This is a genomic window from Sphingomonas sp. PP-CE-1G-424, assembly GCF_004341085.1.
GTDB lineage: Bacteria > Pseudomonadota > Alphaproteobacteria > Sphingomonadales > Sphingomonadaceae > Sphingomonas.
This window is the reverse complement of record NZ_SLXW01000001.1, coordinates 868,250-886,812: the sequence shown is the minus strand read 5'-3', so window position 1 is coordinate 886,812 and position 18,563 is coordinate 868,250. Positions and strand designations below refer to the sequence as shown.

At 65.6% G+C, this 18,563-nt stretch carries 23 protein-coding genes and 1 pseudogene; 8 read left to right on the top strand and 16 right to left on the bottom strand.

All coding sequences use genetic code 11. The annotated features are described in order from the left end of the window. The first annotated feature begins 10 nt into the window (after positions 1-10). A complete protein-coding gene (gene msrB / locus C8J43_RS04030) occupies positions 11-421 on the top strand; it encodes a peptide-methionine (R)-S-oxide reductase MsrB (protein WP_056053779.1) in 411 nt (136 codons plus the stop codon). A 45-nt stretch (positions 422-466) separates the two neighbouring features. Continuing rightward, positions 467-2,632, top strand: a complete 2,166-nt coding sequence (locus C8J43_RS04025; protein ID WP_133029794.1) for a PBP1A family penicillin-binding protein — start codon at positions 467-469, stop codon at positions 2,630-2,632. Here the strand turns inward: C8J43_RS04025 and C8J43_RS04020 are convergent. The 3 genes from C8J43_RS04020 to C8J43_RS04010 are packed head-to-tail and all read right to left on the bottom strand — an operon-like array spanning position 2,608 to position 4,322. Then, positions 2,608-3,282: a YgjP-like metallopeptidase domain-containing protein gene (locus C8J43_RS04020; RefSeq protein ID WP_133029793.1), complete on the bottom strand. Its 675-nt coding sequence runs from the start codon at positions 3,280-3,282 to the stop codon at positions 2,608-2,610. The two genes, C8J43_RS04025 and C8J43_RS04020, sit on opposite strands and share 25 nt — an antisense overlap. Positions 3,283-3,297: 15 nt before the next feature. Continuing rightward, entirely contained in the window at positions 3,298-3,741 is a 444-nt protein-coding gene (locus C8J43_RS04015) for a YcgN family cysteine cluster protein (protein ID WP_165899549.1), read from the bottom strand. Continuing rightward, positions 3,729-4,322: an SCO family protein gene (locus tag C8J43_RS04010; RefSeq protein ID WP_133030035.1), complete on the bottom strand. Its 594-nt coding sequence runs from the start codon at positions 4,320-4,322 to the stop codon at positions 3,729-3,731. The genes C8J43_RS04015 and C8J43_RS04010 overlap by 13 nt, the downstream gene beginning before the upstream one ends. Before the next feature lie 78 nt (positions 4,323-4,400). On the opposite strand from C8J43_RS04010, the gene C8J43_RS04005 reads away from it, so the two are divergent. Continuing rightward, the gene (locus tag C8J43_RS04005; protein WP_207893316.1) at positions 4,401-5,009 is read left to right on the top strand and encodes an ankyrin repeat domain-containing protein; all 609 of its coding nucleotides are present in this window, start codon (positions 4,401-4,403) and stop codon (positions 5,007-5,009) included. Between the two features lie 163 nt (positions 5,010-5,172). On the opposite strand, the gene C8J43_RS04000 is transcribed toward C8J43_RS04005, so the two are convergent. The 11 genes from C8J43_RS04000 to C8J43_RS03950 form a co-directional block, all read right to left on the bottom strand. After that, the gene (locus C8J43_RS04000; RefSeq protein WP_121886531.1) at positions 5,173-5,682 is read right to left on the bottom strand and encodes an MmcB family DNA repair protein; all 510 of its coding nucleotides are present in this window, start codon (positions 5,680-5,682) and stop codon (positions 5,173-5,175) included. A 240-nt stretch (positions 5,683-5,922) separates the two neighbouring features. Further along, positions 5,923-6,546, bottom strand: coding sequence for a cell wall hydrolase (locus tag C8J43_RS03995; protein WP_243645393.1), 624 nt, complete (start codon positions 6,544-6,546; stop codon positions 5,923-5,925). Positions 6,547-6,735: 189 nt separating this feature from the next. Then, complete coding sequence (locus C8J43_RS03990; protein ID WP_133029791.1) at positions 6,736-7,062, bottom strand: DUF1491 family protein; 327 nt, start codon at positions 7,060-7,062, stop codon at positions 6,736-6,738. Continuing rightward, complete coding sequence (locus C8J43_RS03985; RefSeq protein WP_133029790.1) at positions 7,059-7,526, bottom strand: PaaI family thioesterase; 468 nt, start codon at positions 7,524-7,526, stop codon at positions 7,059-7,061. The genes C8J43_RS03990 and C8J43_RS03985 overlap by 4 nt, the downstream gene beginning before the upstream one ends. A 146-nt stretch (positions 7,527-7,672) precedes the next feature. Further along, positions 7,673-8,140 carry a PTS sugar transporter subunit IIA gene (locus C8J43_RS03980; protein WP_133029789.1) on the bottom strand — a complete coding sequence of 156 codons (468 nt, stop codon included), beginning with the start codon at positions 8,138-8,140 and terminating at the stop codon, positions 7,673-7,675. A gap of 101 nt (positions 8,141-8,241) precedes the next feature. Continuing rightward, a complete protein-coding gene (gene raiA / locus C8J43_RS03975; protein ID WP_133029788.1) occupies positions 8,242-8,841 on the bottom strand; it encodes a ribosome-associated translation inhibitor RaiA in 600 nt (199 codons plus the stop codon). 60 nt (positions 8,842-8,901) lie between these two features. Then, entirely contained in the window at positions 8,902-9,594 is a 693-nt protein-coding gene (dnaQ, locus tag C8J43_RS03970) for a DNA polymerase III subunit epsilon (protein ID WP_133029787.1), read from the bottom strand. Positions 9,595-9,609: 15 nt separating this feature from the next. Next, positions 9,610-10,185 carry a dephospho-CoA kinase gene (coaE, locus tag C8J43_RS03965; protein WP_133029786.1) on the bottom strand — a complete coding sequence of 192 codons (576 nt, stop codon included), beginning with the start codon at positions 10,183-10,185 and terminating at the stop codon, positions 9,610-9,612. Next, positions 10,182-10,994 carry a shikimate dehydrogenase gene (locus C8J43_RS03960; protein ID WP_133029785.1) on the bottom strand — a complete coding sequence of 271 codons (813 nt, stop codon included), beginning with the start codon at positions 10,992-10,994 and terminating at the stop codon, positions 10,182-10,184. The genes coaE and C8J43_RS03960 overlap by 4 nt, the downstream gene beginning before the upstream one ends. A gap of 251 nt (positions 10,995-11,245) precedes the next feature. Then, the gene (locus C8J43_RS03955; RefSeq protein WP_133029784.1) at positions 11,246-11,836 is read right to left on the bottom strand and encodes a nucleoside triphosphate pyrophosphatase; all 591 of its coding nucleotides are present in this window, start codon (positions 11,834-11,836) and stop codon (positions 11,246-11,248) included. Further along, positions 11,833-12,666, bottom strand: coding sequence for a pyruvate, water dikinase regulatory protein (locus tag C8J43_RS03950; protein WP_132897343.1), 834 nt, complete (start codon positions 12,664-12,666; stop codon positions 11,833-11,835). The genes C8J43_RS03955 and C8J43_RS03950 overlap by 4 nt, the downstream gene beginning before the upstream one ends. A 352-nt stretch (positions 12,667-13,018) precedes the next feature. Between C8J43_RS03950 and hemE the strand changes: the two genes are divergently transcribed. The 4 genes from hemE to C8J43_RS03930 all read left to right on the top strand — a co-directional run bounded on the left by hemE (position 13,019) and on the right by C8J43_RS03930 (position 16,981). Beyond that, positions 13,019-14,044: a uroporphyrinogen decarboxylase gene (gene hemE / locus C8J43_RS03945; protein ID WP_133029783.1), complete on the top strand. Its 1,026-nt coding sequence runs from the start codon at positions 13,019-13,021 to the stop codon at positions 14,042-14,044. Next, positions 14,041-14,502: a CopD family protein gene (locus tag C8J43_RS03940; RefSeq protein WP_133029782.1), complete on the top strand. Its 462-nt coding sequence runs from the start codon at positions 14,041-14,043 to the stop codon at positions 14,500-14,502. The genes hemE and C8J43_RS03940 overlap by 4 nt, the downstream gene beginning before the upstream one ends. A 271-nt stretch (positions 14,503-14,773) precedes the next feature. Next, entirely contained in the window at positions 14,774-16,030 is a 1,257-nt protein-coding gene (gene rho, locus C8J43_RS03935; RefSeq protein WP_031395107.1) for a transcription termination factor Rho, read from the top strand. A 231-nt stretch (positions 16,031-16,261) separates the two neighbouring features. Then, positions 16,262-16,981 carry a TerC family protein gene (locus C8J43_RS03930; RefSeq protein ID WP_207893329.1) on the top strand — a complete coding sequence of 240 codons (720 nt, stop codon included), beginning with the start codon at positions 16,262-16,264 and terminating at the stop codon, positions 16,979-16,981. A gap of 115 nt (positions 16,982-17,096) precedes the next feature. On the opposite strand, the gene C8J43_RS03925 is transcribed toward C8J43_RS03930, so the two are convergent. Together C8J43_RS03925 and C8J43_RS03920 are read right to left on the bottom strand one after the other, a co-directional pair. After that, a complete protein-coding gene (locus C8J43_RS03925; RefSeq protein ID WP_133029781.1) occupies positions 17,097-17,810 on the bottom strand; it encodes a dienelactone hydrolase family protein in 714 nt (237 codons plus the stop codon). Beyond that, positions 17,807-18,266, bottom strand: a pseudogene (locus tag C8J43_RS03920) (methylated-DNA--[protein]-cysteine S-methyltransferase). The gene C8J43_RS03925 and the pseudogene C8J43_RS03920 overlap by 4 nt, the downstream one beginning before the upstream one ends. A 56-nt stretch (positions 18,267-18,322) precedes the next feature. On the opposite strand from C8J43_RS03920, the gene C8J43_RS03915 reads away from it, so the two are divergent. Continuing rightward, entirely contained in the window at positions 18,323-18,556 is a 234-nt protein-coding gene (locus tag C8J43_RS03915; RefSeq protein ID WP_056053820.1) for a DUF6489 family protein, read from the top strand. Positions 18,557-18,563 lie beyond the last annotated feature (7 nt).

Sequence of the window (18,563 nt, the reverse complement as noted above, 5' to 3'; positions counted from 1 at the left end):
ATTCAAACCCATGGACCAGCTGAACCTTTCCGAATCCGAGTGGCGCCAGCGCCTCACCCCCGAGCAATATCACGTGCTGCGCGAAGCAGGCACCGAGCGTGCCTTCGCCGGTGCGCTCAACGACAACAAGGCCGATGGCATCTATCGGTGCGCGGCGTGCAGCAACGAGCTGTTCGACAGCGCGGACAAATATGATTCCGGATCGGGCTGGCCGAGCTTCACGCAGCCGATCGGCCCCGATGCGGTCACCGACCACACCGATCGCAGCCACGGCATGACCCGCGTCGAGACACGGTGCGCCCGCTGCGACAGCCATATGGGCCATGTTTTTCCCGACGGCCCGCCGCCGACCGGCCAGCGCTATTGCATGAACTCGCTGTCGCTGGAATTCCGGCCGCGCAAAGCGAACGTCGCGGCCTGATCGCGCTTGTAGGGCGCGGGCGGAACGCGTAATTCTCGCGGTCACATGGCCAGTACGCGTTCTGCTTCACCGTCCCGTCGGCCCCCGTCTACCCCGGCGTCTCGCTGGCGTCGGCGGCTGGTCGTCTTCCTGAAGGTCTGCATCGGAATCGGGCTGCTCGCGCTCGGTGCGCTGGCGATCGCGGTCTACGTCGCGATGTCGCAACTGCCGAGCTTCGACAGCCTGAAGTCGTCGCCCAACGGCCAGATGATCCGCGTCCATGCCGCCGACGGCACGGTAATCGTGTCGATGGGGCCGAGCTTCGGCGAATGGCTGCCCTATTCGCAGATCCCGCAGGTCATGCGCGACGCGACCGTCTCGGTCGAGGATCGTCGTTTCCGGTCGCATATCGGGATCGATCCGGTAGGCGTCGCGCGGTCGGTGAAGGTGCGGTTCGACCGCGGCCACTGGACGCAAGGCGGCTCGACGATCACGCAGCAGCTCGCGCGCACGGTTTTCCTCAACAATCAGAAGAAGTTCGGCCGCAAATTCCGCGAGGGCATCCTCGCGTTCGCGCTCGAATGGAAGTTCAGCAAGGACCAGATCCTCGAACTCTATCTGAACAAGGTCTATTACGGCGGCGGCGCGTACGGGATCGACGCGGCGTCGCGGAAATTCTTCGGTCATGGCGCAGATCATCTGAGCCTCGCCGAAGCGGCGGTGATCGCCGGCCTCGTCAAGGCGCCGTCGAATTACTCGCCGACCGCCGACGCGGAGGCAGCGGTCGGCCGTGCGGGCGTCGTGCTGGAGACGATGCGCGAGACCGGCGCGATCACCGCCGAGCAGGCTGCCGATGCCAATGTCAGCGGGCTGAAACTCGCGCCCGAGCCCAAGCAGAACAGCGTTCGCTATTTCACCGACTGGGCGTTGCCTCAGCTCGATACGCTGATCGACGAGACCACCGAGCCGCTCGAAGTGTGGACGACGCTCGACCTGACGATGCAGCGCCAGGCGGACGACGCGATCCGCGCCAATGCACCCCCCGGTGCGCAGGGCGCGCTGGTCGCGCTCGATCGTGGCGGCGAAGTGCGCGCGATGGTCGGCGGCAAGGATTACGTGTCGTCAATCTACAACCGCGCGACGCAGGCGGTCCGCCAGCCGGGCTCGGCGTTCAAGCTGTTCGTGTATCTCGCCGCGCTGGAAGCCGGTCACAAGCCAGACGATTCGATCGTCGACGAACCCGTGACGATCCAGGGCTGGAGCCCGCGCAACGATTCGCGGCATAATTCCGGTGCCGTGTCGTTGCGCACCGCGTTCGCCTATTCGCTCAACACCGTCGCCGCGAAGCTCGGCCAGGAGGTCGGCTTCAACACGGTCGCCGACATGGCACGGCGGTTCGGCATCACCACGCCGGTCAACGTCCATCCGTCGATGGTGCTGGGCACGTCCGAAGTCCGCGTGATTGACATGACGCGCGCGTTCGCCAGCGTCGCCAACAAGGGTGTCGCGGTGACGCCGTACGGGATCACGCGCGTCACCGCGAACGGTCAGACGATCTACACGCACGAGGTCGATCGCAGCCACGTGCTCGTCGCGCCCTATGTCGCTGCCGAGATGACCGACCTGCTGCAGACCGCGGTCAACACCGGTACCGGTCGTGCCGCGCAGATCGGCCGCCCGGTCGCGGGCAAGACCGGCACGACCACCGCGTCGAAGGACGGCTGGTTCCTGGGCTTCTCCAGCGGGATCACCACCGGCGTATGGATGGGTCGCGACGACGCCAAGCCGATCGCCGGCCTGCACGGCGGCACCGCGCCCGCCAAGGCGTGGGCGGCGTTCATGAAGCCCGCGACCGCGAACCGGCCGATCGAGCAGTTCGACACGCAGGTAACGTTGCCCGAATGGCAGCTGGAGCCCGACGAGCAGAGCTATTTCGGCCAGCCCGACAACGGCCAGATGGCGGTCGACGCGGACGGCAATCCGATCGAGCAGGGCCAACCGCCGGTGCCGACCGATGCGCAGACCGGCGACACGATCCCGCGGCCCGATGCGGATCAGCCCGAGCCGGCGCCTGCTGCTCCGGCTGCACCGCCGCAACAGCTCAATCAGGACTGGATCAATCGGGTCACGGGCCGAGACCAGCCGCGTCAGGAGCAGCCGGCAGGACGCCAGCCGCTAACGCGTGACGGGACGCGTCAGGATCGCTCTCAGGATGACCGCCCGAACCAGTGAAGTTCGGCGCCGTGCGTGCGTAGCCAAACGCGCGCGGGCGTCGGGTCTTCGCCGTAGAGCTGCTTGACGAGCGCGTGGAAGACGGGCGCGTGGTTCATATGGACGCGGTGCGCGACCTCATGCGCGACGGTGGCGCGGCGGACCCAGCTTGGTGCGAGGATCAGCCGCCAGCTGTAGCGGATGACACCGCTCGACGCGCAACTGCCCCAGCGGCCCTTCGCATCGCCGACCGCGACCTGGGCGACGGTTACCTTGGCCTTGGCGGCGTATTCGGCGGTTTCGGTCTCCAGCACGGCGAGCGCGGTACGCTTGAGCCATACTTCGACGCGGCGTGCGATGGTTTCGGGGGGGCCTGATAGCGACAGGACCGAACCCTCGCGAACCACGGTTCTACGGCTACCGGGTGTCCAGTCGATCGTCAGCGGCTCGTCGGCGACGGTGAGAACCGCACCGGGCACGAACGGGCGGGGCTGGGGGAGCAACGCGCGCTGTTCGGCGATCCAGCCGGCCTTGTCCTCGGCCCAGGCCAGCGCCTGCTTCAACGCCGCACGTTTTGGCAGGACGAGACGCGCCCGGCCACTTGCGGGATCGATCGACAGGCGCGCGCGACGGGCGCGGGGGTGACGGACGATCTCCAGGCCTTCTATCATCGGGCGATCACCGCGTCAGAGTTCCCGCTCGATCACATGGTATTCGAGCTCGCCGGCCTCGTCCTCGCTGATCGTCCAGCCGCGCACCGACTGCTTGGCGCGGTGGACCGCCTCGCGGTCGCCGCAGACGAGGTAGTGCCATTCGGGCAGTTGCTCGCCGGCCGCGCGCAGGCGGTAGGCGCAGGTCGACGGCAGCCAGTCGATCCCGCGGACGTTGCCGGTCGTCAGCCGCACGCATTCGGGGACATAGGCGTGGCGGTGGCGGTAATCCGAACATTGCCCGCTGCGCCGGTCGAGCAACCGGCACGACACGTTGGTCGGCACGAGCTCGCCGGTATCCTCGTCCTCGAGCTTGTGGATGCAGCATTTGCCGCACCCGTCGCACAAGGCTTCCCACTGGCCGCGGTCGAGCTGGTCGATCGGCGTATCTTCCCAGAAGCGCGCGCTCACCGGGCCCAGCGCTTGATTTCCGTCACCACTGCGTCGGGCCCTTGTTCCTGCGGCAGCAAAGCGAGGGGCTTGCCGTCCGGGCTCATCAGATAGGCCTGGCGCGAGTGGTTTACGAGGTAGCCGCCGCCTGGGGAGGCGTCGCCCTTGCTGGAATACACCGCGTATTCGGTCTTGATCTTGGCGATCTGGTCGTCGGTGCCGGTGAGGCCGACCATGCGCGGGTGGAACGCCGAGACGAACTGCTTGAGTACCGCGGGCGTATCGCGCGCCGGGTCGACGGTCACGAATACGGGGACGACCTTTGCGGCAAGCGCCGGGTCGCTCGATTCGAGCTTTTTCACCGCGGCGCCGATGGCCTGGACATCCGTCGGACACACATCGGGACAGAAGGTGTAGCCGAAATACATGATCCGGTATTTGCCGGCAAAGGCACGCTCGGTGATGGTCTGCGCGTTCTGGTCCGTCAGCGTGAAGGCGCCGCCGATCCGAGCGCCTTCGAGCGGAGGCTTGGCCGGAGGGGCGGAGGCGGTGCACGCCGACAGGGCCAAGCCGGGCAGGGCGAGCGCGCAAAGGATGAAACGTCGGGTCATGGTGCCGCCAGCCTTGATCTGTTCGCTACTGCGGCGCAAGCGTTGCCCATATCCAGGACGAACCAAGGAAGTCTCTCGATGCGTATTCGCCTGATGCTCGCCGCCACACTCGTCATGCCGGCTCTGACCGTCACCACGGCACCCGCGTTCGCGCAAGGCCAGTCGGAGGGGTACAAGTTCCTGTCCGCGGTGCGCGACGCGAAGAACAACGATGTGCTCGAGATGCTTGGCAGGCCCGGCAGCAACATCATCAACACGCGCGACGTGACGAGCGGGGAGGGCGCGCTCCACATCGTCATCAAACGCAGCGACGAGGTGTATCTGCGCTTCCTGCTACAGAAGGGCGCCGACGCCAATCTGCGCGACGGCAAGGGCAATACGCCGCTGCTGCTGGCCGTGACGCTGGGACAGACGGGGATGATCCCGATCCTGACCGCGGCGGGGGCGAATCCGAACCTGGCCAATTCGGCGGGCGAGACTCCGCTGATCCGGGCGGTGCAGCGGCGCGACGTGGCGATGATCCGGGTTTTGCTGACCGAGGGCGCAGATCCCGACCAGGCGGATATCATCGCCGGCATGTCCGCGCGCGCCTATGCCAAGCAGGACGGACGCAACCCGATCGTAAGCAAGCTGTTGGAAGACGCGCCGAAAAAGGTGCGCAAGGCCGTGTCGGGCCCGAAGTTCTGAACCTGAATGGTGGCGGCCAACGCCGCCAAAACCACGACGCGCCCCCCTCCCTGGAAGGGAGGGGTCGGGGGTGGGTCGGCTAGCTTGTGACGCAACCGCTACACGATGCGGAAACCGACCCACCCCCAGCCCCTCCCTTCCAGGGAGGGGAGACGCCAAGCTCCTAAAACGCCAACCCGTCCGCATCCGGGTCCATCTGCGCGATCAGCCGCCGCGCAGCGCGCCGTGCAAATGCGAGCGTACCCCGCTTGCGGATATGCGCGGGCAGGGGGGTGGTATGCGCCTCGCGGACGATCGCCGCGTCGTAGCGGTCCGCGACGATGATCCCGGTGCGCTCGGGCAGGAACGCAGGGCCGTGCAGCGGCCCGACGTCGAAGCCTGCCGGCACTGCCCAGAAATACCGGTCGCAATGCCCGAGATAATCCGGCCATTTGCCGTCGCCGAGCAGGTCGGCGCGCGACACCTTGATCTCGACGATCACGATCTGGCCACGCGCGTCGACTGCCATCAGGTCGGCGCGGCGGCCGCCGTCGAGCGGGACTTCGGTCATGGCGGTGAGGTCGTGGCGCAGCAACATCCGAATCACGCCGCGCGCGACATCGGCGGCGCACAGCGTTGAATCCTGGGGGGATCCAGGTTTGTCGATGCAGGAGTCCGGCGGCATATCGAGCATGCCCCGAAATAGAACAATCCACGAACGAGGCAAGCTCATTCACGGATTGTGATCGTGGTCGGGGGAAGCGACTGGCCAAATCGCCGTCCTCATTTCCGTTCGCGCTGCGCTAAGTCGAAGGACCTTAGCCTGGAACACGCCCTTCGACTTCGCTCAGGGCGAACGGGAAGGGGAGCGCGAAGACGGACGAGGAGGGTAGGGTAGGGTAGGTAGAAGTTGGCCTGAAACGTCTGTTCAATCTCAGCGGTAGAAGACGTGGTTGCCGATCGAGGCGACCTTCACCGCGCGGACCGACGGACGACGATCCGGCGTGTTGAAATACAGTGCCTTGTCGGCGGGGCTGTTCCACGCGCTGGCGAGCGCGACCTTGGCGACCGCGATCGCGGTACGATAGGCGGTGCCGGCGTTGATGGACGGGATCTCACCGCCACGAACGAAGCTGAACTGGCCGCGCTGCTTGACGACGCCGCAGACGTCGGCGGGGAAACGACCCGACTTGGCGCGATTGATGATGACTTCGGCGACCGCGAGCTGGCCGGTCAGCGGCTCGCCCTTCGATTCGAAATAGATCGCACCGGCGAGGCACTGAAGCGCGTCGCTGGCGGCGGCGCTATCCTGCGCGGCAACGGCCTGGGCGAGCGTATCGAATTCTTCGGCTTCGGACTTCGCGGTGTCGACGGCAGGCTCGACGCTATTCTGCTCAACGGGTGCAACTGGGGTTGTGGCTGGAGCGATCGGCGGAACATTCTGCGGGGAGAGGACGTTTAGATTTGCGAGAGCAGTGAGGTTGACCGCTGGACGGTCGATGCCCGTAGCATGACCCGGTGCGCTGTTGCCAAGCAGGCCCGCAAGAGAAAATGTCATGACTGCGATCGTTGCAGCCCGCTGAAGAATCGTCATTCAAACTTGTTCAGATGCGGTTGGACCGCGGAACCAATCGTACGAACCGATCGTCCGGGTATCCCCCCGACTGCGTAACTGATCCGGATCGCACCCGTCCCAGCACAACGCCAATCAATGTTGCAATCCCCCTCTATTGGGGGGGCTTTCGAGTCAATCGTCGAGGATCGTTTCAGCGGCGAAGCGTTCCGCCGCTGCGATGTCCACCTCGATTACCCATAGATCCGGGTCGCTTGCGCGCCTGCGTTGCCAATAGCCGTCAAGGTTTTCGGCCGGAGTCGAGTCGATCAGCGCGGTCTGTCCGTCGGGTCCGATGCCGCGTTCCAGCAGGCGGGGAGGGGCGCCCTTGTCGATCGCTATGACCAGGATCGCGCCGCCTTGCGGGTCGCCTTTCGCCATCACCGCGCCAAAGCCGCCGGCGTCGTTGACGCGCCGCAGCAGCGCGCTGACGAGGATTCCGCTGGGGAGACGGCCGCTCATGCTGCGCTGCGGTATCCGGGAAGACCGGCGAGCGCGATCCGCGAGCGCATGAACGTGCCGGTGCCTCTTGCCGCCTCTTCGCCGTCGGCATCGATCAGGCGCGCATCCGCGACGAAGACACGTCGCTTGCCGCTGATCCATCGGCCTTCGGCGATTACCGGGCCGATCTTCAACGGGCGTGTTAGGAGCAGGTTGAACGCGGTGGTGAGCAGGAAACGGTCGGTGACCAGGCTGTTGCAGGCGTAGAAGGCGGCATCGTCGAGCATCTTGAAGTAGCTCGTGCCGTGCGCTGCGCCGCCTGCGTGGTAGTGGCGCTCGTCAATCGTGAAATGGATGCGTGCGACGCCGGCTTCGGGGATTTCCAGTGAGGAGTCGAAGAAGCGGTTGATCGGCGCCTGCGCGTAGAGCGATTCCAGCGCGCGGAAATGGGCGCCTGCGCCGGCTGTGTTCGGGTTGTCAGACATGCAAAAGCCGCCCGCCCAAGCCGGCTCCGTCATCCTGACGAAAGTCAGGATCCAGAGTAACCGATGGAAGCCCTTTGCGGCTCTGGATCCTGACTTTCGTCAGGATGACGGAGCCGGCTTGGGCGGGGACGGACACGGGGTGGGGGTCACGCGGCATCGCGGACCTCGTCGGCGGTGAACAGCGCGTAGACCGCATCGGGTGATCCGCCGCCGCGCAGTTTCTCCAGGAACGCCTTGTCGCGCAGCCGTCGCGAGACGCGGGCGAGCGCCTTCAAATGGACCGCGCCGGCGTCGGTGGGGGACAGCAGCATGAAGACGAGATCGACGGGGAGATCGTCGACCGCCTGGAAATCCACGGGTTGCGCCAGCCTGGCGAAGACACCGGTGACCTGCGAAAGCCCTTCGAGCTTGGCATGCGGAATCGCGACGCCGCCACCGAACCCGGTCGAGCCGAGCTTTTCGCGCGCTGCCAGCCGGTCGGCGATCATTTTGGGGTCGGCGTCGAGTATCTCCGACGCGGTCGTGGCGAGATGCTGGAACACCGCCTTCTTGTTGGTGGCGATGACGCCCGTCTGCACTGCGTCGGGACGCAGCAAATCGCTGAAATCGGTCATGGTGTTCAATGTCTCAAGCACCCCCGCGCGCGTCCGCCTTAGCGGGTTGCGCGGAGGCGTAAAGGCGCGGCCTTGAGACCCGCGCCTTTATGGACCCTTCTTTACTGGGGAGGGGAGGCCGCCGCGCGCTGTGGCTCGACCCAGCCGATCGTGCCGTCGCCGCGCTTGTACACCATGTTGTGCGCGCCGGTGCCCGCATTCATGAACAGCAACGCCGCAGTGTTGCGCAGATCGAGCATCATCACTGCGTCGGACACGCTGGCCTCGGGGATATCGACGCGCGTTTCGGCGATGATCAGCGGTGCGTCCGCGACATCGTCCTCCTCGACGCTCTCCTGGAACAGCGTATAGCCGGCATTATCGTAGCCGTTGCTCTCGGCGATCGCGACCGCTTCGCCGGCGTGGCGATCCTTCAGGCGGCGCATGTAGCGGCGGAGCTGGGTTTCGATCTTGGCGGCGGCACCATCAAAGGCGGCGCGGGCGTCATAGGCGTCGCCGTGGCCCTTGATCACGAGGCCCTTCATCACATGCGCGACGATGTCACATTTGAAGCCGGCGTCGTGCGGCCCCTTGCCGAACGTGACCTCGGCCGAGATGGCGCGCGAGAAATACTTGTCGGCGATACCCTGGAGTCGGTCTTCCACGTGGCTGTTGAGTGCTTCGCCAGTGTCAACCTGATGACCAGAAATCCGGATATCCATTATCGTCTCCTTGTCGGCGTTACAGTCTCGGGCGGTCCTATTGGCTCCACCCTGCCAGCGTCATCCGGACGCCACGGCCCCCCAAATCGGATCCTTGATCCCCTTCATAAACGCAGCATGGGCCGCAAGGTCTCCCTCGCTCACCGCGAAAACGCGGGCAGGGCGAACGACCCGAGGCGCCTGTGCGACGATCGGAGTCGCGGCGGTGCTGCCGGTATCGCCGAGCAGGCCGAGGCCGATCTGGCGGCCGCCCATCAGCTCGACATAGACCTGCGCGAGCAACTGCGCGTCGAGCAGCGCGCCGTGCAGGACGCGGTGGCTGCGATCGATGCCGAACCGCGAGCAGAGTGCGTCGAGCGAATGCTTGGCGCCGGGGTGACGGCTGCGCGCGATCTGCAGCGTGTCGACCATCCGCTTCATGTGGACGATCTGGCGCCCGCACTTGGTCAGTTCGCCGTTGAGGAACGAGAAGTCGAAGCCGGCATTGTGCGCGATCATCGGCGCGTCGCCGACGAATTCGAGCAGGTCCTCGACCGCGTCCGCGAACTTCGGCTTGTCGGAGAGGAACTGCGCGCTCAGCCCGTGGACGTTGAATGCCTCGACCGGCATGTCCCGCTCGGGGTGGTAATAAGCGTGGAAGGTGCGGCCGGTCTCGACCCGGTTGAGCATCTCGACGCAGCCGATTTCGACCATGCGGTCGCCGCCGGAAAAACTGAGGCCGGTGGTTTCGGTATCGAAGACGACTTCACGCATCCCGATGGTATCGGCTCAGATTTCCAAGGATGCAAGCACCGCCCGGACTTGCGCGCGTGTTGCGTCGAAGCTGGTGTCGGTGTGGATGACGTGATCAGCGCGGGCGCGTTTCTCGGCGTCGGGGGTCTGGCGGGCAAGGATCGCGGCGAACTTCTCCGCGGTCATGCCGGGGCGGGCGAGGACGCGAGCGCGCTGGACGTCGGGGGCAGCGGAGACGACGACGATCAGGTCGACGTTGCGATCGCCGCCGGTTTCGAAGAGGAGCGGCACGTCGAACACTACTCGCTTGCCGGCATGCCATGCCAGGAAGGCGGCGCGCTCTTCCCCGACCGCAGGGTGGACGATCGCTTCGAGTCGCTTGATCGCAGCGTCGTCGCCGAACACCGCTGCGCCGAGCTTGGCGCGATCGACCGCGCCATTTGCGGTCGAGCCGGGGAAGGCGGCTTCGATCGCGACGACCAGCCGGCCGCCGATCCCTTGCAATCGGTGCACGGTCGCGTCGGCGTCGAACACGGGCACGCCTTCGTCCGCGAACATCGCCGCGACGGCGGATTTGCCCATGCCGATCGAGCCGGTGAGGCCGATAATCATTTTATCAGCAACGCGCGAAGATCTTCATCGCGATCGCGCGGTGGTTCCACGTGGAACAATATCTCGAACGCGACGGCAGCTTGGCCGATCAGCATTTCCAGGCCGTCGACGGTTTCGAGATCGCGCGCGCGTGCCGTTTTGAGCAGACCGGTTTCGAGCGGGGAGTAGACGATGTCGTAGACCAGCGAGTCCGGTTCGAGCGCACCGAGATCGATATCGAGGGGAGGCTGGCCGGCCATGCCGAGTACGCTGGCGTTGACGAGCAATCGCGAGGGCGGGGCGGCGGGGCCGATCGGGAGCGCCTGGCCCTTGAGACCGAACGTCGACAGCAGCGCCACGCCCTTCAGCGGATTGCGGTTGAGGATGGTGACCGGGCCGACACCCATCCGCGACAGTGCGAACAAGATTGCTCGGGCTGCACCACCTGCGCCGATCACCGTGACGGGCTGGCCGGCGATGTCGAGGTCGTCGATCGGGGCCCAGAATCCGGCGGCGTCGGTGTTGGTGCCGATGCAGTCGCTCGCCTGATTGCGGAACACGGTGTTGATCGCGCCGATCGTCCCGCGGACGTTGCCGGGGTCGGAGACGTGGTCGAGTGCTGCGAGCTTGTGCGGCATCGTGATATTGCACCCGCGCCAGGCGGGGTCGGCTTTGCGTTCGGCGAAATAGGCGGGGAGGGTGTCGGCGGTGACGAGCTTGTGGCGGTATTCCGCGTCGATCCCGAGCGCGTCTAGCCAGAAGCCGTGGATCAGTGGCGATTTCGACTGCGCGATCGGATCGCCGATCACTTCTGCATAGGGACGGGTCATTCGAGGCTCCGTGTTTCCCCGCGGAGGCGGGGATCCAGTCTGGGCACCCGCCTTCGCGGGTGAACTTGGTTTAGTCTAGCGCGGGTGAATTGCCATGTGCGACGGTCCATTCAATCCTCCCCCGCAAGGGGGAGGTGGCGCCGAAGGTGACGGAGGGGGAGGACACGGAACAGCAGTTACTCCTTACCTCCCCCTCCGTCTGGCAAGCGCCAGACACCTCCCCCTGGCGGGGGAGGATCAGAAGTTTCGGGTCAGGCCGGCAACTCCCCGCGGACGCGGAGAAAGTCGAGGACGTTGAGCAGCGGCATGCCGAGTACCGTGAACTGGCTTCCTTCGATCCTGGCGAACAGCTGCGCGCCGGGGCCTTCGATGCGGTAACAGCCGACGCAGCCCGAGATCGCGGGCCATTCCGCATCGAGGTACGTCTCGATGAACGCGTCGGACAGCGGACGGACGTGCATCTTCGCGCGCTCAACGTGGCGCCAGATCGCTTGGCCGTTCTCGGCGATGGCCGCGGCGCTCCAGAGGTCGTGGCGTTTGCCGGACATCAGCCGCAGGTGCGCCGCCGCGTCGGCTCGGTCCACGGGCTTGTCGAGGATAGTGCCGTCTTCCAGTGCTACCAGCGAGTCACTGCCGAGGACGAGATAGCCCGGCGTTCTCGCCGAAACCTTGAGCGCCTTCAATTCGGCCAGCGCATCGGCGAGATCGCGCGGGGACAGGTCGCGCAACGCTGCCTTCGCCGCATCCTCGTCGACGCCAGCAAAGGTCGCCTCGAACGGCACACCCGCGGCGGTCAGCATCGCGCGACGCGAGACGCTTTGCGAGGCGAGGATCAGGCTCATACTTCCTCCGGCGTCACTGCATCGCTCCGCCGCTGGTTGCACAGCGCGATGATCGCCGCCGCGGTTTCCTCGATCGAACGCCTGGTGACATCGATCACCGGCCAGCCATTGTCGGCGAACATGCGACGCGCGAAGGCGAGCTCGCGCATCACCGCTTCTTCCTCGACATAGGACGTGTCGGGCTGCTGGTTGAGCGACAGCAGGCGGTTGCGACGGACCTGGATCAGCCGGTCCGCACTGGTCGTCAGACCGACAATCAGCGGGTTGGCGAGCTTGTAGAGGTTCAGGGGTGGTGGGCTTTCCACGACGATCGGGATGTTGGCGGTCTTGTAGCCGCGGTTGGCGAGGTAGATCGAGGTCGGCGTCTTCGACGAACGCGACACGCCCGCCAGGACGATATCGGCCTCCTCCCATTCTTCCGATGCGATCCCGTCGTCGTGTGCGATCGTCCACTGAATGGCGTCGACGCGCGCGAAATACGCCGCATCGAGGACATGCTGACGCCCCGGCCGCGCCTTCGCCTGCTGTCCGAGCAAGCCGGAAAGCGCATCGTTGACCGGGTCGAGCGGCGCCACCGCAGGCAGCCCTAGCGCGAGGCACCGCTGCTCCAGAATCCGCCGCGTCGCGGGGTTCACCAGCGTGAACACCACCAGCCCCGGGTTTTGCGCGATCTCCTGGAGGATGCGTTCGAGATGCGCCTCGGTTCGCACCATTGGCCAGAAATGGCGGACCGTCTCGACGTCGTCATATTGCGCCAGCGCCGCCTTCGCGATGTTCTCCAGCGTCTCGCCGGTCGAATCCGACAACAAATGTAGGTGGAGCCGCATCATCGGCGTTTTATCCCCAGCGAGAGGCTGGTTGGGCGTGAATCTGTGGATAACATGGGGAGAACGGCTAGCGTAACTCGTCCGCCTCGCCAAGCGACGGGCGCGCCGTGGATAACACCCATTCTATCCACATGCCCGCGCACAGGGCCGGATTTTATCCACAGCCTGTGGGTAACGGGGAGCCTTGAATCGAATCAGCGCGTTTGTGGGCGTGCCGAGGGGTCAAGCTGTTGGCATTTCCGGGATCACCGCATAAGTCCCGGGTTCAACCGCCCAACCACTGCAACAACCTATTTCTTGAATCTTCTTATAGTAGAAGAAGGGTGCTCCGCTGACCGATCCGACCCCCAACTCGCTGACCTTCAAGCCGCTCCTGGCGACTCTTCGTGGAGAGCGTCAGGCCGTGCCGCCGCTGTGGCTCATGCGGCAGGCGGGGCGGTATCTCCCCGAATACCGTGAACTCCGCGCCGAGAAGGGCGGGTTCCTCGCGCTCGCCACCGATCCCGACGCAGCAGCCGAAGTCACGCTCCAGCCGATCCGCCGGTTCGGGTTCGACGGATCCATCCTGTTCTCGGACATCCTGATGATCCCGTGGGCGCTCGGCCAGGATCTGAGCTTCGGGGTCGGCGAGGGGCCACGGCTCGAACCGGCGCTGGTCGACCATGCGCTCGATCGGTTGCAGCCGGTGATGGGGCGGCTGGAGCCGGTCTACGGCACCGTCGCGAAGGTCGCCGCTGCCTTGCCGCCCGAGACGACGTTCCTGGGCTTTGCGGGGTCTCCCTGGACGGTCGCGACGTATATGGTGGCGGGGAAGGGCTCGAAGGATCAGTCCGAGACGCGGCGCTTTGCGTATCGCGATCCCGAAGCGTTCGGCGCGATCATCGATGCGATCGCGGACAACACCGTCGAGTATCTCGCGCGACAGGTCGAGGCGGGTGTCGACGTGGTGCAGCTGTTCGACAGCTGGTCGGGGTCGCTATCGCCCGCGCAGTTCGAACGCTGGGTGATCGCGCCGACCGCATCAATCGTCGAGCGGCTCCACGCGCGCTGCCCCGGCGTGCCGATCATCGGCTTTCCGAAGGGGGCAGGGGGCAAGCTCCCGGCCTATGCGCGCGAGACGGGTGTCGATGCGATCGGGCTGGACGAGACGGTCGATCCGGTCTGGGCGCACGCGTCGTTGCCTGCGGACATGCCGGTGCAGGGCAATCTCGATCCGCTGGCGTTGATCGCAGGCGGGGCGGACCTCGATGCGGCGATCGACCGGATCCTCGCGGCGTTCGTCGAGCGTCCGCACGTCTTCAACCTCGGCCACGGCATCCTGCCCGACACGCCCATCGCGCATGTCGAGCAGCTGATCGCCCGCGTAAGGAGCACGACATGAGCGGATTTCTCGGCGCTGCGTATGACTGGGTGAAGGCGGCGCATCTGATCTTCGTGATATTCTGGATGGCGGGGCTGTTCATGCTGCCGCGCTACCTCGTGTATCATCAGGAGGCGCTGGCGGCCGGCAACATGGGCGAGGCGGCGAACTGGGTCGAGCGCGAGGGGAAGATCCGCCACATCATCCTGACGCCGGCGATGATCGTCGTCTGGGTGCTCGGGATCGCGCTGGCGCTGAACCTGGGGTTGACGGACGGCGCACCGGGGCTCGGGTGGCTGCACCTGAAGCTGGTGCTGGTGTTGGTGCTGTCGGGGTATCACGGCTGGGCGGTCGGCTATGCGAAGAAGCTCGCCGCGGGGAAGCCGACGTTGGCGGGGAAGCAGTTGCGGATGCTGAACGAGGTGCCTGCGCTGGCGGTGACGCTGATCGTCGTGCTGGTGATCGTTAAGCCGTTCTGAGCCTCACGTCATCCTGGACTTGATCCAGGATCCAGGGCGGCGGACGATATCGCTTGTGGCTCTGGATCCTGGGTCGAGCCCAGGATGACGGCCGGGGCGGGGTACGCACTCCCGCTTGACTAACCCTCCCCCCAATTCTAACCCCTTCTCCCAACACGGCCTCCTGGCGTCCTGCCCGGTCGTGTCTTGCCAGACTCGTCTCGCCCAGTTCCGCTTCCCAAGCGCACCGCCGACCGAGCGTTCTCCCGTTGATTGCTATCCGGAAATCCCCATGCATCTCAAAGACCTGAAGAAGAAGAAACCCGCCGAGCTGGTCCAGCTGGCCGAGGAACTGGGGGTCGAGAGCGCCTCGACGCTGCGCAAGCAGGACCTGCTGTTCGCGATCCTGAAGGTCCAGGCGGACAATGGCGACCAGATCATGGGGCTCGGCACGATCGAAGTGCTGCCCGACGGTTTCGGCTTCCTGCGCTCGCCGGAATCGAACTATCTGGCGGGTCCGGACGACATCTACATCTCGCCGAACCAGGTCCGGAAGTTCGGCCTGCGCACCGGTGACACGGTCGAGGGCGAGATTCGCGGACCGAAGGATGGCGAGCGCTATTTCTCGCTGGTGAAGCTGACTGCGGTCAATTTCGACGACCCGGACGTCGTCCGTCACCGCGTCAATTTCGACAACCTCACGCCGCTCTACCCTGAGAGCAAGCTGACGCTCGATCCCGCCGACCCGACCGTCAAGGACAAGTCGGCACGCGTGATCGACATCGTCTCGCCACAGGGTAAGGGCCAGCGCACGCTGATCGTCGCCCCGCCGCGCGTCGGCAAGACGGTCATGTTGCAGAACATGGCTAAGGCGATCACCGACAACCACCCCGAGGTGTTCCTGATCGTCCTGCTGATCGACGAGCGTCCCGAGGAAGTCACCGACATGCAGCGCAGCGTGAAGGGCGAGGTGGTCAGCTCGACCTTCGACGAACCCGCGCAGCGCCACGTGCAAGTCGCCGAAATGGTGATCGAAAAGGCCAAGCGCCTGGTCGAGCACAAGAAGGACGTGGTGATCCTGCTCGACTCGATCACGCGTCTGGGTCGTGCCTACAACACCGTCGTGCCGTCGTCGGGCAAGGTCCTGACCGGCGGTGTCGACGCGAATGCGCTGCAGCGTCCGAAGCGCTTCTTCGGCGCCGCGCGCAACATCGAGGAGGGCGGTTCGCTCTCGATCATCGCGACCGCACTGATCGATACGGGCAGCCGCATGGACGAGGTGATCTTCGAGGAGTTCAAGGGCACCGGCAACTCGGAAATCGTGCTCGATCGCAAGGTCGCGGACAAGCGCATCTTCCCGGCGCTGGACGTCGGCAAGTCGGGTACCCGCAAGGAAGAGCTGCTGGTCGACAAGGCCAAGCTCAGCAAGATGTGGGTCCTGCGCCGCATCCTGATGCAGATGGGCACGATCGACGCGATGGAGTTCCTGCTCGACAAGATGAAGGATTCGAAGACCAACGAGAATTTCTTCGATTCCATGAATCAATAACCGAGTGCGGCCTGCGCCAAGCTGGCGCAGGACTCGCACCGGTTCGGCCGGCGGGGCAGGGCCCCGACCGACGACATGGGCTTTGCCCATGGCCGCCAAGCAGACCAAAGCGGCACGCGAGAGCAATGGCTTTCGCGTGCCGTTTCGCTATTAAACGCCCTATAATCCGTCACCATCGCTCGCCGCTGGTGACCCACGTCACCGGGAGCTGACATCTTGAGTATCATCGCCATGCTGGCCGCCGCCGCATCGAGCACCGCGGGCCCCGGCTCGCCGCTGGAAATCTGGCAGCATATCGTCGCCGACTTCTCCAACCTCGGCGACCCGAAGGCGCTTGCCGCGTTCGGATCGGTCCTCATGATCGACCTCGTCCTCGCGGGCGACAACGCGATCGTCGTCGGCGCACTCGCTGCCGGACTGCCCACCGACCAACGCAAGAAGGTCATCCTGATCGGTATCGGCGCGGCGCTGGTGCTGCGCATCTTCTTCGCGTTGATCGTGACGTGGCTCATGGGGATCGTCGGGCTAATCTTTGCGGGCGGCCTGCTGCTGCTCTGGGTAAGCTGGAAGTTCTGGCGCGAAATCCGCGAGGGCGCGGAGAATGCCGGCTCCGAGGAAATCGAGGGCGACGAGCGTTCGGGTATCCGCTCCTCGAAGGGCTTTGCGAGCGCGGCCTGGGCCGTTGCCGTTGCCGACGTCTCGATGAGCCTCGACAACGTCCTGGCGGTCGCCGGTGCGGCACGCGAGCATCCCGGCATCCTGGTCATAGGCCTGCTGCTGTCGGTCGCGATGATGGGTCTGGCGGCGAACTACATCGCGCGCGTCATCAACAAGTATCGCTGGATCGCGTATATCGGCCTCGCGGTGATCCTCGTGGTCGCGCTGAAGATGATCTACGAGGGCTGGGTCGGCACCGGCGACACGCTCGGGATCATCACGCTGCTGCGCTGATCGCAGTGCGGTCGGGATAAGAAAAAAGGCCTCGCCGGGATCGTCCGGCGAGGCCTTTTTTCATGTCTGCCGTCAGCACCCCGTCACCCGGACAGGGGTGACGGGGTGGGCGTGGTTAGCCCAGATTCTCGGCGAAGAACTTTGCCGTCCGCTCGTCCGCCAGCTTGGCCGATGCATCCGAGCGGCGCTCGCCGAACTCGGTCGCGAAGCCGTGGTCCTCGCCCGCGTAATCGTAGATCGTCACCTTCGGGTGATCGTCGAGGCCGGCATGCATCGCAGCCTGCGCCGCCTTGTCGACGAAGTGATCCTCCTCCGGCACGTGCAGCAGCACCGGGTGAGCGATCGCGTGCTTTTCGCCGAGCAGGCCATCGATTCCGACGCCGTAATAGCCGACGCTCGCATCGACGTCGGTCCGTGCTGCGGTCATGAACGCGAGGCGCCCGCCGAGGCAGTAGCCGACTACGCCGACCTTGGCGTTCCCAGAATCATTGGCACCGAGTTCGTTGCGGGCGGCGCGGATGCTCGCCTCGATATCGGCGATGCCCTTATCCTGATCGAACTGACCCATCAGACCGAGCGCGCGGTCGAACTCGGGCTTGATGTCTGGGTCGAGCTCGATGCCGGGCTCCAGCCGCCAGAACAGGTCGGGGGCGATCGCGAGATAGCCGGCCTCGGCGAGCGTATCGCACTTGCGGCGGATCCCGGCGTTCACGCCGAAGATCTCTTGGATCACGACGATCGCCGCTTTCGGCGTGCCTGCCGGGGTCGCGCGATACGCGGTGAATTCGCCATCGCCCGCGAGCGTGGCGATCTTGGTAGTGTTCGTCATAACAGTCCTCCTGGCGGCCGCTCATGGTCGAGCAGCCGGGATTTGGTGATCGGGCCTTCCCCCGCGGAGTACGCACCAAGCGCTCCGCCGGCTCCAAGGATTCGGTGGCAGGGGACGATGATCGGAAAAGGATTGCGCGCGCATGCCTGGCCGATCGCGCGCGGGCTCGAGCCGATCGCCCGCGCGAGCGCGCCGTAGCTGGCCGTGGTGCCGTAGGCGATCTCGGCGATCGCCTGGCGGAGGTCGGCACCGCGCGGGGTAGGGGAGAGCGCGAGGGGCAGGTCGAACTCGGTCGAAATACGCTTCCAGTTGGCGGAGTGCTTCCAGGATCGCGGGGGCATCGCTGGTCGAACCATCCTCCACGCCGATATCGATCGCGTCGATCCGGTCCCCGGTGCCGGTCACGCGGACCAGACCGATAGGCGTTGCGATCGAGGCGGCATCGCGCGCATACATTCCCCCGCTATGCAGCGCCGCGATGGACCGCTCAAGCGTCATCGAGGGTGCGTCACATGAAGATGAATATCGAGATCGAATGCACGCCGGAGGAGGCGCGCCGCGCGGTCGGGCTGCCCGACCTGACGCCGATCCACGACCGCTATATCGCGATGATGATGGAGGCGATCCCGGACGGCCAGATGAAGCCGGAGATGCTCGAATCGATGATGCGCGGCTGGCAGCCGATGGGCGAGGCGGGCATGGCGATGTGGAAGCGGCTGTTCGACAGCGCGACGAAAAGCGGCTGAGTTTCCC

Coding starts and splice junctions, on each gene's coding strand:
- C8J43_RS04005 (WP_207893316.1), top strand. CDS start 4,401: ATGCGTATTCGCCTGATGCTCGCCGCCACACTCGTCATGCCGGCTCTG.
- C8J43_RS03985 (WP_133029790.1), bottom strand. CDS start 7,526: ATGTCTGACAACCCGAACACAGCCGGCGCAGGCGCCCATTTCCGCGCG.
- coaE (WP_133029786.1), bottom strand. CDS start 10,185: ATGATTATCGGCCTCACCGGCTCGATCGGCATGGGCAAATCCGCCGTC.
- rho (WP_031395107.1), top strand. CDS start 14,774: ATGCATCTCAAAGACCTGAAGAAGAAGAAACCCGCCGAGCTGGTCCAG.
- C8J43_RS03925 (WP_133029781.1), bottom strand. CDS start 17,810: ATGACGAACACTACCAAGATCGCCACGCTCGCGGGCGATGGCGAATTC.
- C8J43_RS04000 (WP_121886531.1), bottom strand. CDS start 5,682: ATGCTCGATATGCCGCCGGACTCCTGCATCGACAAACCTGGATCCCCC.
- raiA (WP_133029788.1), bottom strand. CDS start 8,841: ATGGATATCCGGATTTCTGGTCATCAGGTTGACACTGGCGAAGCACTC.
- msrB (WP_056053779.1), top strand. CDS start 11: ATGGACCAGCTGAACCTTTCCGAATCCGAGTGGCGCCAGCGCCTCACC.
- C8J43_RS03950 (WP_132897343.1), bottom strand. CDS start 12,666: ATGATGCGGCTCCACCTACATTTGTTGTCGGATTCGACCGGCGAGACG.
- dnaQ (WP_133029787.1), bottom strand. CDS start 9,594: ATGCGTGAAGTCGTCTTCGATACCGAAACCACCGGCCTCAGTTTTTCC.
- C8J43_RS04010 (WP_133030035.1), bottom strand. CDS start 4,322: ATGACCCGACGTTTCATCCTTTGCGCGCTCGCCCTGCCCGGCTTGGCC.
- C8J43_RS04025 (WP_133029794.1), top strand. CDS start 467: ATGGCCAGTACGCGTTCTGCTTCACCGTCCCGTCGGCCCCCGTCTACC.
- C8J43_RS04020 (WP_133029793.1), bottom strand. CDS start 3,282: ATGATAGAAGGCCTGGAGATCGTCCGTCACCCCCGCGCCCGTCGCGCG.
- C8J43_RS03940 (WP_133029782.1), top strand. CDS start 14,041: ATGAGCGGATTTCTCGGCGCTGCGTATGACTGGGTGAAGGCGGCGCAT.
- C8J43_RS03955 (WP_133029784.1), bottom strand. CDS start 11,836: ATGAGCCTGATCCTCGCCTCGCAAAGCGTCTCGCGTCGCGCGATGCTG.
- C8J43_RS03990 (WP_133029791.1), bottom strand. CDS start 7,062: ATGAGCGGCCGTCTCCCCAGCGGAATCCTCGTCAGCGCGCTGCTGCGG.
- C8J43_RS03915 (WP_056053820.1), top strand. CDS start 18,323: ATGAAGATGAATATCGAGATCGAATGCACGCCGGAGGAGGCGCGCCGC.
- C8J43_RS03930 (WP_207893329.1), top strand. CDS start 16,262: ATGCTGGCCGCCGCCGCATCGAGCACCGCGGGCCCCGGCTCGCCGCTG.
- C8J43_RS03995 (WP_243645393.1), bottom strand. CDS start 6,546: ATGACATTTTCTCTTGCGGGCCTGCTTGGCAACAGCGCACCGGGTCAT.
- C8J43_RS03960 (WP_133029785.1), bottom strand. CDS start 10,994: ATGACCCGTCCCTATGCAGAAGTGATCGGCGATCCGATCGCGCAGTCG.
- C8J43_RS03980 (WP_133029789.1), bottom strand. CDS start 8,140: ATGACCGATTTCAGCGATTTGCTGCGTCCCGACGCAGTGCAGACGGGC.